Raw genomic sequence first — 12,559 nt, forward strand, 5'->3', positions numbered from 1 at the left:
CCTTCGAACAGCCGAATTCCACTGTTTCATATGATACGAAAAAATCTCCTGATGCTTCTTGACGAGAGCCCTCGATCTGGCGCATAAACGCCACGAACCGTACCGTACGGTACGTAAATGGGGAGTTGAATCCGTGTCAGTCGATGTCGCAGAGCCGAGCGAGTTTTCGCCACGCCAGAACGCTGTTCTGGAGCAGGCGCTGCAGCTTCTCGTCGATGGCGGGGAGAAGGCGCTGACGACCTCGGGCGTGGCGCGCGCGGCCAACTGCTCCAAGGAAAGCCTCTACAAGTGGTTCGGCGACCGTGATGGATTGCTGTCTGCGATGATCGCCTACCAGGCGAGCAAGGTGCGCACCTTCGAGCGCAGCGGAGAGCGGCTGACTTATACGAGCCTGCACGACCATCTCGTCATCTTTGCACGCGACCTGCTCGAGGTTCTGGCCGGCGATGTCTCGCTGGCGCTGAACCGGCTGGCAATCGGCCAGTCGCATCGCGACGGCTCCAAGCTTGGCAAGCTTCTGCTCGAACGCGGCCGGCGGCAGATCGACCGCCGTGCCATGGCGCTGATCGATGCCGGCAAACGGGCAGGGCTGTTGCGCTTCCATGATGCCGACGAGGCCTATCACACGCTTTACGGTCTTAGTGTTTCCGATCTGCATGTGCGCATGCTGCTCGGCGAGCCAGGCCTCAAGGATACCGCGCGTCAGGCGGAGAAGGCGGTCACCGCTTTCCTGCGCCTCTACGGCACGGAGAAAGTTCTGGCGGAGATGCCGATCCTCGGCTGACCCGCTTACTGACAGTCAACAAGACAAGCAAAAGGGAAGGAATTTCAATGCGCGTCTATTACGATCGTGATGCCGATCTCAACCTCATCAAGTCCAAGAAAGTCGCCATCATCGGCTACGGTTCGCAGGGTCGCGCACATGCGCTGAACCTCAAGGATTCCGGCGCCCAGAACGTTGTCATCGCGCTCAAAGCCGGTTCGCCGACCGTCAAGAAGGCCGAAGCCGATGGCTTCAAGGTCATGACGGTTGCCGAAGCTGCCGCCTGGGCCGACCTGATGATGATGGCAACCCCGGACGAACTGCAGGCCGACATCTACAAGGCCGACATCGCCGGCAACATCCGTGACGGCGCAGCCATCGCCTTCGCCCACGGCCTCAACGTCCACTTCGGCCTCATCGAGCCGAAGGCTTCGGTCGACGTCGTCATGATCGCCYCGAAGGGCCCGGGCCACACGGTTCGCGGCGAATACCAGAAGGGCGGCGGCGTTCCCTGCCTCGTAGCCGTTCACCAGAACGCGTCCGGCAATGCACTTGAACTCGCGCTCTCCTACGCCTGCGGCGTCGGCGGCGGCCGTTCGGGCATCATCGAAACCAACTTCCGCGAAGAGTGCGAAACCGACCTCTTCGGCGAACAGGTCGTTCTCTGCGGCGGCCTCGTCGAACTCATCCGCGCTGGTTTCGAAACGCTCACCGAAGCCGGTTACGCTCCGGAAATGGCCTATTTCGAATGCCTGCACGAAGTGAAGCTGATCGTCGACCTGATCTATGAAGGCGGCATCGCCAACATGAACTACTCGATCTCCAACACGGCCGAGTGGGGCGAATACGTCTCCGGTCCGCGCATCATCACCGCCGAGACCAAGGCCGAGATGAAGCGTGTCCTCAAGGACATCCAGACCGGCAAGTTCACCTCGGACTGGATGCAGGAATACCGCGCCGGCGGCGCGCGCTTCAAGGGCATTCGTCGCCTGAACGACAGCCACCAGATCGAGGAAGTCGGCACGAAGCTCCGCGCCATGATGCCCTGGATCGGCAAGAACAAGCTGGTCGACAAGTCCGTCAACTAAGCTGTTCCAAGATTGTGATTATGAGAGGCCGGGACGAAAGTTCCGGCCTTTTCATTTACTGGCGCTGAGATACAGCCAGCGGGTCGGCTTGTCGTCGTAGCCGCCGCCATCGGCTTCGTTGATCGCGATATGCCTCCAGCCTCCGGCAACGAGCAACTCCTGCAGCCATTCGCTCGAAGGATAGTTGTAGTAGCGACCGAAGCTGTCATGGCCTTCGGCGGTACCGGCCTTGAAGCTCGCGTGGAAGACGCCGTCCTGCTTCAGGGCGTTGCGGATGAGAGTGAGGATGGTGGGGAGATCGGCGCGAGGCACATGCAGGAGGCTTGCCTCCGCCCAGATGCCACCGAATTCCTCGCTGGCTGATAGATCTTCGAAGCGCATGACCTTTACCGGCCTGCCGACCAGCTTCTCGGCCTGCCGGGCAAGCGCAGCCGAGCCATCCGTCGGAGTGACGTCGAAGCCCTTGGACAGCATGTAGGCGCAGTCCTGTCCACCACCGCAGCCAAGCTCCAGGATGCGTGTCTGTTCGGGGAGGGCGGCCAGGAAGGCATCGAGCCTTGTCGCCTTTGGCTTGCGATCGCGGGTGGCGTAAGCCTCGGCGTTGTCGTCGTAGAAGGAGATGGTCATAGATTCTTCTCGATATAGATCACCCGGTCCAGGTTCTTGAAATGGGCGTCCAGTGTCAGGACATCGGTATCGTGCAATTCGGCGGTGGCGTAGATGATGGCATCTGCAAGCGCGAGCTTCCGCCTGGCCGAGACTTCGGCAGCGCGGCGGGCGAGCGCCGTATCGAGGGGCGCGATGATGCAGGTGGCTGTGTAGGCGAAGAAGGAATCGACGGCGTCCTCACCACGTTCGCGCTCCAGCCATTTAGCGAGTTCGAGTTGTACGATAGTCGGGACGATACATTCTGTGCGCACGGGCATTTCGCCCTGCAGGCGGTCTGTTGCCGGGCCTTGTGTCAGCCATTCGATCCAAGCCGAGCTATCGACGACGCGCATCAGAACCGGTCTTTCCTGTCGCGATAGTTGGCGGGGTCGGCGCCTTTGGCCATGCCCTTGAGATCGGCGAGTTCGGGGACGGGGATGAGCAGGACGCCTTTGCCCTTGGGGATGAAGACGAATTCCTGGCCTGCGGACCAGTGCTGCTGTTCGCGCACTTCCTTCGGAATGGAGATCTGGAATTTTGCGGAGAGAGTTGTGGTTGCCATTCTTACCTTTCCTCTATCGATCATTAGATAGTAAGAATTTGGCTCGTTGCGGTCAACGGCGAACCGTTTCCAGCAATTAAAAACCGGGCATTAAGCCCGGCTTCGATGTTGTCGCGCTGTCGCGGGAGATCTACGTCGGGAACGCAGCAGCATTCCCGGACTTCAGATCAGAGAACACGGCGCGTCCAGCCGCGCTCGTCGTTCGTGACGCCCTTCTGCAGACCGACGAGCTGTTGGCGCAGTTCTGATGTCAGCTTGCCGGTCTGGCCGTCTCCGACCTTGAATTCGCCGTCGGCGTGGCGAACCAGGCCGATGCCGGCCAGCACCGCGGCTGTGCCGCAAGCGAAGGCTTCGACGAGTTTGCCGCTTGCCGCATCGGCCTGCCATTCCTCGAAGGAGTAGGGGCGCTGTTCTACGCGCAGGCCTTTTTCTTCAGCCAGCACGATGACCGAGGCGCGGGTGATGCCGGGCAGGATCGTGCCGCCGAGCGGCGGGGTCACGACCGTTCCGTCGTTCATCACGAAGAAGACGTTCATGCCGCCGAGTTCTTCGACCCAGCGATGCTCTGCTGCGTCCAGGAAGACGACCTGATCGCAATCCTTCTTCGCCGCTTCGGCCTGGGCCACCAGGCTGGCTGCGTAGTTTCCGCCGCATTTTGCGGCACCGGTGCCACCGGCGGCTGCGCGGGTATAGGCGGTTTCGACCCAGAGCGAGACCGCCTTCGCGCCGCCCTTGAAATAGGCGCCGACCGGGGAGGCGATGATGCAGAAGATATATTCCTGCGCCGGACGAACGCCGAGGAATGCTTCGTTGGCGAACATGAAGGGGCGAAGGTAGAGGCTGGCGTCACCTGAGGGTATCCAGTTCTTGTCGACGCGAACAAGTTCTTCAACCGCCTTCAGGAAAAGTTCCTCCGGCACGGCAGGCATCGCCATGCGGGCCGCCGACTGCGCGAAGCGGCGGGCGTTTTCTTCAGGCCGGAAGAGCAGGATGCGGCCATCGTCTGCCTTGTAGGCTTTCATGCCTTCGAAGATTTCCTGCGCGTAGTGCAGCACGGCGCTCGCAGGATCGAGCTCCAGAGGCCGCCTCGCCGTTACCTTCGCATCGTGCCAGCCCTTGTCGGCAGTCCATCGTGCCAGGACCATATGATCCGTGAAGATCTTGCCGAAACCGGGCGTTTCCAGTGCCCGGATTCGGTCGGCATCGGAGACGGGAGACTTGTGGAATTCGATCTTGATTTCAGGAGAGGTCGACGTCGCGGTCATTGCTGGCACCTTGATAGTCCATTGAATAATGGCCGGCACACTACTGCTGCCGGACCGGTTTTGGAAAGGTCTGAATCAGCCGGTTTCGGCTTTTGATCAGAGGAATAATCGCGTGATGTGCCGAACTTTCACGCAACGAGGCAGGCATTCGGTTTGGTTGTGTGAAATCTCTGATGTCAGCCCGATCGACACCAGGGCTTTCAAATATAAGACCTCCAATCTTGTCACAGTGACAAGAAAATAGGTCAGTATTGTTGACATAAATTTCACTGCATGGTGAGCTGCTGATATTATAAAAATATGAGGAAACCCCATGCTGAACTGGGACAATATGTTTGCGACGCGCTCTTCACGGATGCGCGCCTCGGAAATCCGCGAGCTTCTGAAACTTCTCGACCGGCCTGACATCATCTCCTTTGCCGGCGGCATTCCCGACCCGGCGCTGTTTCCGGACAAGGAATTCAAGCAGGCTTATGCTGACATTTTCGACAGCTCGGCCGTCAACTCCGCCCTCCAATATTCGGTCTCGGAAGGCTACAAGCCGTTGCGCGAATGGCTGGTCAAGCAGATGGCGGACCTCGGCATTCCCTGCGCGCTCGACAATGTCTTCATCGTCTCTGGCTCGCAGCAGGGCCTCGATTATCTCGGCAAGCTGTTCCTGTCGCCCAACGATACCGCACTCGTCACCTGGCCGACCTATCTCGGCGCGCTGCAGGCTTTCAATGCCTACGAGCCGTCCTATGACCAGCTGACGCCCGGCGGTAACCGCACGCCGGATTCTTACCGCGAGGCTGCAGCGCAAAAGGGCGGCAAGGTGAAATTCGCCTATCTCTCTGCCGATTTCTCCAACCCGACCGGCGAGACCGTCGACCGCGATGGCCGCGAGAAGGTTCTGAAACTTGCCGAAGAGCTCGACATCGCCGTCATCGAAGACGCCGCCTACCAGTCGCTACGCTATAACGGCGATCCGATCCCGCCGATCCTGGCGCTGGAGATTGCCGAAAAGGGCCATATCAACGATACGCGCACGATCTATTGCGGCAGCTTCTCCAAGACGCTGGCGCCGGGTCTTCGCGTCGGCTTCATCGTCGGCAATGCGCCTGTCATTCGCAAGCTGGTGCTGATGAAGCAGGCGGCCGATCTGCATTCCTCGACCATCAACCAGATGGCGATTTCGGAAGTTGCCGAACGCGGTTTCGATGCACAGGTCGCCAAGGTCAGGGCCGCCTACAGCCAGCGCCGCAACAGCATGCTGGCGGCACTCGAGAAGTACATGCCTGCAGGCTCGCGCTGGACGAAGCCGGAAGGCGGCATGTTCATCTGGGTCACGCTGCCGGAGGGTATGGATGGCGCCAAACTGCTGGCCAAGTCGTTGGAAAGCGCCAAGGTCGCCTTCGTTCCCGGCCAGGCCTTCTTCGCCGATGGTTCGGGTGCCAACACGTTCCGCGTCAGCTTCTCCTGCGCCAACGAGCAGATGATCGAAGAGGGCATCAGCCGTCTCGGCAGGCTGATCGCCAGCGAGATCGGCTGATACCGAATATTGGTCTGGGCGGCGATCAGAAAATCGTCGTCCAGCCTTCGTTTGCGGTCTCGCTCTTGCCGTAGCCGACCCGGTCGGCAATCGCGCCATCGGCGTTGAGCAGGATGATGTCGCCGCCCTTGTTGGCAAGCTGCGGGCCGCCATTGTCAGGGTCGAGCGTGATGGTGCGGAATTCGCCCGAGGCGAGGGATCCCGTCAGCTTTTGTTTGCGGCCTTCACCATCTTCCAGCGACCAGCCTTCGATCGACATCGCGACATCAGAGCGGTTGACGAGCGTCACCGTCTCCTCCTCGGTGCCGTCGGCGCGGTTCACGGGATTGATCTGATCATGGCGGCGACGATACGCAGCGACGAGGCGACGATCGGCTGCGGCCGACGGGTGCCTTCACCGCGGCCCTGACCGCCCCTGTTGTCGCCGACCGGATGGCCGGTGTTGGCATCGGTGTTCCAGTTTTGCGACTGGAAGCCGAGGAAGATCGCTGCCCAGTGGTCCTCATCCGAAAAATGGATCAGAAGTGCGCCGTCCTGATTGGGCGCGTTGGTGGCGCGGAAACTGCCGCTGTCGCCCTGATTCATATGGATATCGTGAATGCCGTTGCCGGGCTCGAAGCCGAAATATTCATCCGGCTTGTTGTTCTCCGGCCCCCAGGCTTCGCCGAAGGCGTAGAAGTGGATGGACTTGTCGGCGATGCCTTCCTGCACGATCGGTTCGATGAAATCGCGCAGATCGTTCTTCGGCCCGTCGAGCTGGAAGGGCGCCACGTCCATGTCCTCGCGCTCGATCATGCCGCCGCGCACATAGTCGATCGCCAGATCCTTTCGGTCGCCTCTGATATCGGTCAGACCCATAGGCAAAGCGGTGAGTTCTGATGTCAGCGTCTCGTGCTGGAAATCCATGACATTGGCATAGAGCAAGTCGTGCGGCGATTCCTTCGAGCGCACGTTCATGGCGATGCGATAGCTGACGCCACCGGCCTCGATGCGGATTTCGATATGCGGATCGTTGTCGTCGTCAAGGGCGAGCGCCGAAGCCGTACCCTTCAGCACCTTGTAATTCCGGAGCATGGTGAACCTCGTGATGGGGGCAGGGGTTCACGATAGCATGGCGGAAATGCATCTTTTGTGACGCTGATTTTCCGCCATGCAATGCTTTGGAGAGCTTACTTCTTCAGGTGCGGCGCGAAGAGTTCCATGTCGGCTTCACTCAGCCTGTCATTCGCCGTGTTGAGCTGGTGCCAGTAGGGGTAGATCACCGGCGGTACGCTGACATCGTCGAGGCGCTTGCGCTCCTCCTCCGAGAGCTTCAGATCGGCGGCGGCGAGGTTGTCCTTGAACTGAGCCTCTGTGCGGCCGCCGATGATGACAGACGTGACCGCCTTGCGGCCGATCAGCCAGGCGAGTGCGACCTGCGCTGCCGAAACGCCGCGTTCCTCGCCGATTGCCACCAGCGTTTCGACGATGTTCCAGAGGCGGTCTTCGTCGCGGATCGGCGGTTCGGTCCAGCCGGCGAACTGGCGGGTGCCTTCGGGAGCGGCGGCATTGCGGCGGTGCTTGCCGGAGAGAAGACCGCCGGCGAGCGGGCTCCAGACGAGGACGCCGAGGCCCTGATCGATGGAGATCGGCAGCAGTTCGTATTCGGCGTCGCGGGCTTCCAGCGTGTAGTGGATCTGCTGGCTGACGAAGCGCTGGTACTTGTGTTCGTTGGCGACGCCTAGCGCCTTCATGATGTGCCAGCCGGAATAGTTCGAGMAGCCGACATAACGCACCTTGCCCTGCTTGATCAGGGTATCGAGCGCTTCCATGGTTTCTTCGAGCGGCGTCTGGCCGTCCCATTCATGGACCTGATAGAGGTCGATGACATCGGTCTTCATGCGCTTGAGGCTCGCCTCGCATTCGCGGATCAGGTGGTAGCGCGACAGGCCGCGGTCGTTCGGGCCATCGCCCATGCCGAAGCGGGCCTTGGTGGCGAGCAGCACTCCATCAGGGCGCTTGCCGCCGAGCACTTCACCGATGATATTTTCGGATTCGCCGGAAGAATAGACATTGGCCGTATCGATCAGGTTGACGCCGGCATCGAGGCAGATATCGACCATACGGCGGGCTTCCTGCGCGCCGAGATCGCCGACCGTCTTTGCCCAGCCGACGCCGCCGAAGGTCATCGTGCCCATGGTTGCAGTGGAAACTTTCAGGCCGGAACGGCCGAGCAAACGATATTCCATTGAAATTCCTCCTCATGAAAATGGCCTGATTGACGTACCKCAGGGCAGCTGATCGTCAAACAGCAAAACGTTCACGCCTCCGTGAGATTACGCTCTTGCCGACGCTTGCGCGAGGACAATAGCCAGCGGATTTCGACACGAGGTCGGCGAGCAGACTTCGGGATAAACGCTATTTTTTTGTCCGCAGCGCGAGGATCATATCTGCCGCGACTAGCGGTTGATTTCGTTCCATAGCGCGTGACAGTTCACGCACAAAGCCCGGGCTTTCATTTTTGCTGACTGCGTCGAGCAGGGCCTGGCGAGCGGAGCTGCAGGAGTTGGCGGCGATCAATCCCAATTCCAATGGCGAGCCTTGTTGCGGGGCATAGGCGACTGCGCGCGACAAGAGGCAGTCCTGATAGGCTACCCCCTCGGGATAATCCTTCAATTCTTTGGACGGTTTATTGGCTGTCGTCTGACATCCGGCGAGAATCGCACAGGCAAGCACGGTCGCAATACAGATCTTCATTGGGGCTCCAGCGTGTTGAAAGCGGATCGGGCATCGCAGAGCCGTAGATGATTCAATCTAAAGTTTATATGATTTGCTTTTACCCCTATCGGAAAAATGCGTGTTTTGTTGAGAAAGCAGATAGGAAGGCGCGGCAATCGGCTGGCCTGGTTGACCAAGCCGAGGCCGCTGTGCCCTGTCACATCGCTGTCAAACGCCCCTAATAAGGGAGGGGTATCGCAATCCGAGGGTCATCCATGAAAACGCTAGTTTCCGCCGCTGCATTGCTTGCCGCGAGCCTTCTCGCCGTCCCGGCTTCCGCCGCCAATCTCGTTCTCTACACCAGCCAGCCGAACGAAGATGCGCAGGCGACCGTCGATGGTTTCATGGCCGCCAACCCCGATATCAAGGTCGACTGGGTGCGCGACGGCACGCCGAAGATCATGGCAAAGCTCCAGGCTGAAATCCAGGCCGGCAATCCGGTTGCCGACGTTCTCTTGATCGCCGATGTCGTGACGCTCGAGCGCCTCAAGGAAGACGGCAAGCTGCTCGCCTACAAGTCGCCGGAAGCAGCAAACTACGACGCTGCTCTCTATGACGCCGGCGGTTATTACTATTCCACGAAGCTGATCACGACCGGCATCATGTACAACACGTCGGCTGCCATGAAGCCGACGAGCTGGAAAGATCTTGCCAAGCCGGAAGCCAAGGGCCTCGTCACCATGCCGAGCCCGCTTGCTTCGGGTGCAGCTCTTATTCATGCCCAGACGCTGGCCGCCGTTCCCGGCCTCGGCTGGGATTTCTACAAATCGCTTGCCGATAATGYTGCTGTCGCTTCCGGCGGCAACGGCGTTGTCCTGAAGTCCGTCGCCACTGGCGAAAAGGCTTACGGCGTGGTCGTCGATTACCTGCCGATCCGCGAAAAGGCCAAGGGCGCTCCGGTTGAATTCGTCTTCCCGAGCGAAGGCGTTTCGGCTGTGACCGAGCCGGTCGGTATTCTCGCCAGCGCCAAGAATGCCGATGCCGCTAAGAAGTTCGTCGACTACGTTCTCTCCGAAAAAGGCCAGGAAGGCTTCCTGAAACTCGGTTATATTCCGGCCCGCAACGGCATGAAGCTGCCCGCAGGTTTCCCGGCACGCGACACGATCAAGGTTCTGCCCATCAACGCCGCCGAGGCGCTGAAAAATACCGACAAGGACCTGAAGACCTTTACGGATCTCTTCGGTTCGAAATAATAGACCCATGCAGGGTTATGTACGTGCAGGGAGCAGCCAGCCCGTCTGGCTGTTTCCTTTCATTGTTTCAGTGGTTCTCTTCCTCAGCGTGCTGCCTCTGGCACGGCTCGCGGTCGTCGGCATTTCCGCCTTTGCCAATGGCGGCGTCATGGTGGTTCTCTCCGATCCCATGGTCTGGTCGGCGGTCTATTACACCATCGTCACGGCCATCCTCGGCACTGTTATCTCGCTTATCGTCGGCTGCGGTTTCGCCTATCTGCTGACGCTGACGGACATCCCGGCCAAGGGGCCGCTCAGCTTCTTCTTCGTGCTGCCGATGATGATCCCGCCGCAGGTGACGGCGCTTGCCTGGGTGCAGATGTCGGGACCGTCAAGCCCGCTTCTGAAGGCGCTGCATATTGCGCCGCCGATGGGATCGCCGCAGCCGCTCTATTCGGTTGGCGGTATTGCGCTGCTCTATGGCGTGCAGCATGCGCCGCTTGTCTATCTGGCGCTGAGGGCAGGGCTGATGACCCTGCCGCGCGACGGCGTGGAAGCGGCGCGGCTGTCGGGCGCATCGAGTCTCAGGGTGTTTCGCGATATCATCCTGCCGCTGTCGCTGCCGGGCGTCATTGCGGGGGCGGCAATTTCCTTCGTGTCCTGTACCGGCAATTTCGGCATTCCCGCCATTCTCGGCATTCCGGCCTCGATCTTCACGCTGCCGACGCTGATCTTTTCGAAGTTCACCGCCTTTACCGGCCGCACCTTCGGCGATGTGGCGCTGCTCTCTGCCATCATCGCGCTGATCTCTGTCGCCGGCCTTGCCATCCAGGACCGGGCGTTGCGCGGGCGCGATTACCGGGTGATCGGCCTGTCTGGCGCAACGGCCGCCTTCGAACTCGGCGGCTGGAAGCTCATTTTCACGCCGCTGCTGTGGATCGTGCTATTCTTCATGCTGGCGGCACCCTTCTTTGCGTTGGTGGCCGGCGCATTGGTGCCGGCTTACGGCGTGCCGCTGACTTTCAAGACCATGACGTTTCATGCCTTCGAGGAGATCCTCTTCCGGCAGGCGGTGACACGCACGGCCTTCGTTAATTCGCTGTCGCTCGCGAGCGGGGCGGCGGTCGGACTGCTCTTCGTGACGGTGCTGGCTGCCTATGCGCTCACGCGGCGCAGGGATACGCTCTCGCGAATCGTTTCCAGCCTTGTCGAGATTCCCTATTCGCTGCCGGGCATCGTCATGGCGGTCTGCTTCATTCTTGTCTTCGCCGCACCCATCCCGGTGCTGAACGTGACGCTCTACGGCACGGTCTGGATCATTCTCATCGCTTATTTCTCCTCCTTTTTCGCCGTCAGCCTGAAGCCTGTGGTCAGCGCCTTTCATCAGCTCGATCCGGCACTGGAAGAGGCGGCACGGCTTTCGGGCGCCGGCTTCTTCCGGCGGCTGAAGGATATCATCGTGCCGCTGATTGCCCCGGCGGCTGGTGCCTCGGTCATCCTCGTCTTTCTGATCGCCTGCAACGAGCTGACGATTTCGGCGCTGCTCTGGTCGGCTGGCACGCAGACGCTGGGTGTCGCCATCTACAATCTCGATGACAGCGGCAGTTCCGACCTTGCCTCGGCTCTGTCAGTGCTCGTCGTCTTCATGGTCGTCGCCATGATGCTGCTTCTGGAGCTTCTGGCGAAACATCTGCCCAAGGGAGTGGTGCCGTGGCGAAGCTGATCCTCAATCAGGTTGCCAAGGATTTCGGCACGGGACGGGCGGCGGTCAGCGGCTTTTCGCTCGACGTGCGCGAGGGCGGTTTCCTGGCGCTGCTCGGCCCCTCCGGCTGCGGCAAGACGACGGTGCTGCGCATGATTGCCGGCTTTGAGACGCCGAGCGATGGTTCCATCCATCTCGGCGAGCGGTTGCTTGCCGATGCCTCGCAATCGCTGCCGCCGGAAAAGCGCAACATGGCGATGGTCTTCCAGTCCTATGCGCTCTGGCCGCATATGAGCGTGGCAGACAATGTCGGCTATCCGCTGAAGGTGCGCGGCATCTCCGGCGAAGTCTACAAGGCGAAGGTGCGCGAAGCGCTATCGACTGTTAGGCTCGTCGATTATGCCGAACGGCGGCCGGCCGATCTCTCCGGCGGCCAGCGTCAGCGCGTGGCGCTKGCCCGCTGCCTGGTGACATCGCCCGATGTCGTGCTGCTCGACGAACCGCTCGCCAATCTCGACCGGCATCTGAAGCAGGAGATGGAGGARACCTTCCGSGAGTTTCACCAGCGCTCCGGTGCGACGATGATCTATGTGACGCATGACCAGAGCGAGGCGATGGCGCTGGCCACCGACGTCGCCGTCATGTCCGAAGGACGGCTGTTGCAGGTGGCGCCTCCGGCCGAGATCTATGCACGGCCGGAAGGGCGCATGGTCGGCGGGCTGATCGGCCGCGGCGCGATCGTCACGCTGCCTGTCATGGGCAGCGAACGTCATCTGGAATGGGACGAGCTGGAAGATGCGCTGGTGGCCGCCAATACCGATGGCGCCGATATACTGGTGCGTCCGGAAGATGTTGTTATCGGCGGCGAGGGGGCTCCTGCGATCGTCGAATCCGTGCTCTTCGAAGGCGAGCGTTATGCGGTGAAGCTGACGCTCGGCAACGGCCAGGCGTTGCGCGCCTACAGCCGCGTGGTTGTCGAGACCGGCGAGGCGGTGCGCGTCGTCATCCGCGCCGGCTGGCGGCTTTGAGGGACAATAGGCTTTGCTAGCCGCTTATTCGTGTCTAGTAATG

The 12,559-nt window shown here is 60.7% G+C and carries 12 protein-coding genes and 1 pseudogene; 6 read left to right on the top strand and 7 right to left on the bottom strand.

Features of this window, described 5'->3' with window-relative positions:
- The first annotated feature begins 133 nt into the window (after nt 1-133).
- Both AC1DNW_RS08790 and ilvC read left to right on the top strand, forming a co-directional pair.
- A complete protein-coding gene (locus AC1DNW_RS08790) occupies nt 134-784 on the top strand; it encodes a TetR/AcrR family transcriptional regulator C-terminal domain-containing protein (RefSeq protein WP_113296697.1) in 651 nt (216 codons plus the stop codon).
- Nucleotides 785-831: 47 nt separating this feature from the next.
- Nucleotides 832-1,851, top strand: a complete 1,020-nt coding sequence (gene ilvC / locus AC1DNW_RS08795) for a ketol-acid reductoisomerase (RefSeq protein WP_477852471.1) — start codon at nt 832-834, stop codon at nt 1,849-1,851.
- 51 nt (nt 1,852-1,902) lie between these two features.
- On the opposite strand, the gene AC1DNW_RS08800 is transcribed toward ilvC, so the two are convergent.
- The 4 genes from AC1DNW_RS08800 to AC1DNW_RS08815 all read right to left on the bottom strand — a co-directional run bounded on the left by AC1DNW_RS08800 (nt 1,903) and on the right by AC1DNW_RS08815 (nt 4,326).
- Nucleotides 1,903-2,478 carry a class I SAM-dependent methyltransferase gene (locus tag AC1DNW_RS08800; RefSeq protein ID WP_113311154.1) on the bottom strand — a complete coding sequence of 192 codons (576 nt, stop codon included), beginning with the start codon at nt 2,476-2,478 and terminating at the stop codon, nt 1,903-1,905.
- The gene (locus AC1DNW_RS08805) at nt 2,475-2,852 is read right to left on the bottom strand and encodes a type II toxin-antitoxin system VapC family toxin (protein WP_113296700.1); all 378 of its coding nucleotides are present in this window, start codon (nt 2,850-2,852) and stop codon (nt 2,475-2,477) included. Before AC1DNW_RS08805 ends, AC1DNW_RS08800 begins: the two co-directional genes overlap by 4 nt.
- Nucleotides 2,852-3,061 carry an AbrB/MazE/SpoVT family DNA-binding domain-containing protein gene (locus tag AC1DNW_RS08810; RefSeq protein ID WP_113311153.1) on the bottom strand — a complete coding sequence of 70 codons (210 nt, stop codon included), beginning with the start codon at nt 3,059-3,061 and terminating at the stop codon, nt 2,852-2,854. The genes AC1DNW_RS08805 and AC1DNW_RS08810 overlap by 1 nt, the downstream gene beginning before the upstream one ends.
- Nucleotides 3,062-3,228: 167 nt before the next feature.
- Nucleotides 3,229-4,326 (bottom strand): branched-chain amino acid aminotransferase, encoded by a 1,098-nt coding sequence (locus AC1DNW_RS08815; RefSeq protein WP_477832070.1) that lies wholly within the window; start codon nt 4,324-4,326, stop codon nt 3,229-3,231.
- Nucleotides 4,327-4,639: 313 nt separating this feature from the next.
- Here AC1DNW_RS08815 and AC1DNW_RS08820 point away from each other — a divergent pair, with 313 nt between their 5' ends.
- On the top strand, nt 4,640-5,857 hold the full coding sequence (locus AC1DNW_RS08820; protein ID WP_113311151.1) for an aminotransferase-like domain-containing protein: 1,218 nt from the start codon (nt 4,640-4,642) through the stop codon (nt 5,855-5,857).
- A 25-nt stretch (nt 5,858-5,882) separates the two neighbouring features.
- On the opposite strand, the pseudogene AC1DNW_RS08825 reads toward AC1DNW_RS08820, so the two are convergent.
- The 3 genes and pseudogenes from AC1DNW_RS08825 to AC1DNW_RS08835 form a co-directional block, all read right to left on the bottom strand.
- Nucleotides 5,883-6,931 (bottom strand): annotated as a pseudogene (locus AC1DNW_RS08825) (DUF2278 family protein).
- Between the two features lie 95 nt (nt 6,932-7,026).
- Nucleotides 7,027-8,085 (bottom strand): aldo/keto reductase, encoded by a 1,059-nt coding sequence (locus AC1DNW_RS08830; RefSeq protein ID WP_477852474.1) that lies wholly within the window; start codon nt 8,083-8,085, stop codon nt 7,027-7,029.
- A 169-nt stretch (nt 8,086-8,254) separates the two neighbouring features.
- Complete coding sequence (locus AC1DNW_RS08835) at nt 8,255-8,593, bottom strand: hypothetical protein (protein ID WP_113296706.1); 339 nt, start codon at nt 8,591-8,593, stop codon at nt 8,255-8,257.
- 236 nt (nt 8,594-8,829) lie between these two features.
- On the opposite strand from AC1DNW_RS08835, the gene AC1DNW_RS08840 reads away from it, so the two are divergent.
- From AC1DNW_RS08840 to AC1DNW_RS08850, 3 genes are read left to right on the top strand one after another with little or no spacing between them, the layout of a single operon-like run.
- A complete protein-coding gene (locus AC1DNW_RS08840; protein ID WP_477852476.1) occupies nt 8,830-9,807 on the top strand; it encodes an ABC transporter substrate-binding protein in 978 nt (325 codons plus the stop codon).
- 7 nt (nt 9,808-9,814) lie between these two features.
- Entirely contained in the window at nt 9,815-11,509 is a 1,695-nt protein-coding gene (locus AC1DNW_RS08845; RefSeq protein WP_113311148.1) for an ABC transporter permease, read from the top strand.
- The gene (locus tag AC1DNW_RS08850) at nt 11,497-12,516 is read left to right on the top strand and encodes an ABC transporter ATP-binding protein (RefSeq protein WP_113311147.1); all 1,020 of its coding nucleotides are present in this window, start codon (nt 11,497-11,499) and stop codon (nt 12,514-12,516) included. The genes AC1DNW_RS08845 and AC1DNW_RS08850 overlap by 13 nt, the downstream gene beginning before the upstream one ends.
- Nucleotides 12,517-12,559: the final 43 nt, after the last annotated feature.

Source organism: Rhizobium sp. 05L429, from assembly GCF_056397645.1.

Bases quoted from the DNA above. Each gene is read 5' to 3' on its own strand.
- AC1DNW_RS08805 (WP_113296700.1), bottom strand. From the start codon at position 2,852: ATGCGCGTCGTCGATAGCTCGGCTTGGATCGAATGGCTGACACAAGGC.
- AC1DNW_RS08810 (WP_113311153.1), bottom strand. From the start codon at position 3,061: ATGGCAACCACAACTCTCTCCGCAAAATTCCAGATCTCCATTCCGAAG.
- AC1DNW_RS08845 (WP_113311148.1), top strand. From the start codon at position 9,815: ATGCAGGGTTATGTACGTGCAGGGAGCAGCCAGCCCGTCTGGCTGTTT.
- AC1DNW_RS08800 (WP_113311154.1), bottom strand. From the start codon at position 2,478: ATGACCATCTCCTTCTACGACGACAACGCCGAGGCTTACGCCACCCGC.
- AC1DNW_RS08815 (WP_477832070.1), bottom strand. From the start codon at position 4,326: ATGACCGCGACGTCGACCTCTCCTGAAATCAAGATCGAATTCCACAAG.
- AC1DNW_RS08835 (WP_113296706.1), bottom strand. From the start codon at position 8,593: ATGAAGATCTGTATTGCGACCGTGCTTGCCTGTGCGATTCTCGCCGGA.
- AC1DNW_RS08820 (WP_113311151.1), top strand. From the start codon at position 4,640: ATGCTGAACTGGGACAATATGTTTGCGACGCGCTCTTCACGGATGCGC.